We start from the raw sequence: 273 nt of genomic DNA, 5'->3' as shown, positions 1-273 counted from the left end.
GTCATTCATAGAAGATGGGTATTCATAGTCAATATCGACACCATCAAAGTTGTATTTACGGATAAATTCAGCTGAACTTGCTACAAACGCATCAATACCCGCGTGATTCACGCTGCCATCTGCATTGGTCGTCATCGTATAGAAACCGCCGCTGGCAATTCGCTTACCTGTTTCGTCGAAGTAGCCACCAGTTTCCGCCCAACCGCCGACTGAGATCAAGGTTTTAACATCAGGATGCTGTTTCTTAAATTTGTTCAGCAAGTTAAAATGACC

The 273-nt window shown here is 44.0% G+C and carries 1 protein-coding gene; it reads right to left on the bottom strand.

All coding sequences use genetic code 11. From position 1 onward, the window contains the following. The coding region (locus CWC11_RS22460) for a glycosyl hydrolase family 18 protein (RefSeq protein WP_138684284.1) at positions 1-273 on the bottom strand (273 nt) is incomplete at both ends.

Origin of the sequence: Pseudoalteromonas sp. S3178 (genome assembly GCF_005886985.1) — a bacterium.
Classification (GTDB): Bacteria; Pseudomonadota; Gammaproteobacteria; order Enterobacterales; family Alteromonadaceae; genus Pseudoalteromonas; species Pseudoalteromonas carrageenovora.
Note: the sequence above shows the minus strand (reverse complement) of the source record. Positions and strands in the feature narration are given on the sequence as shown.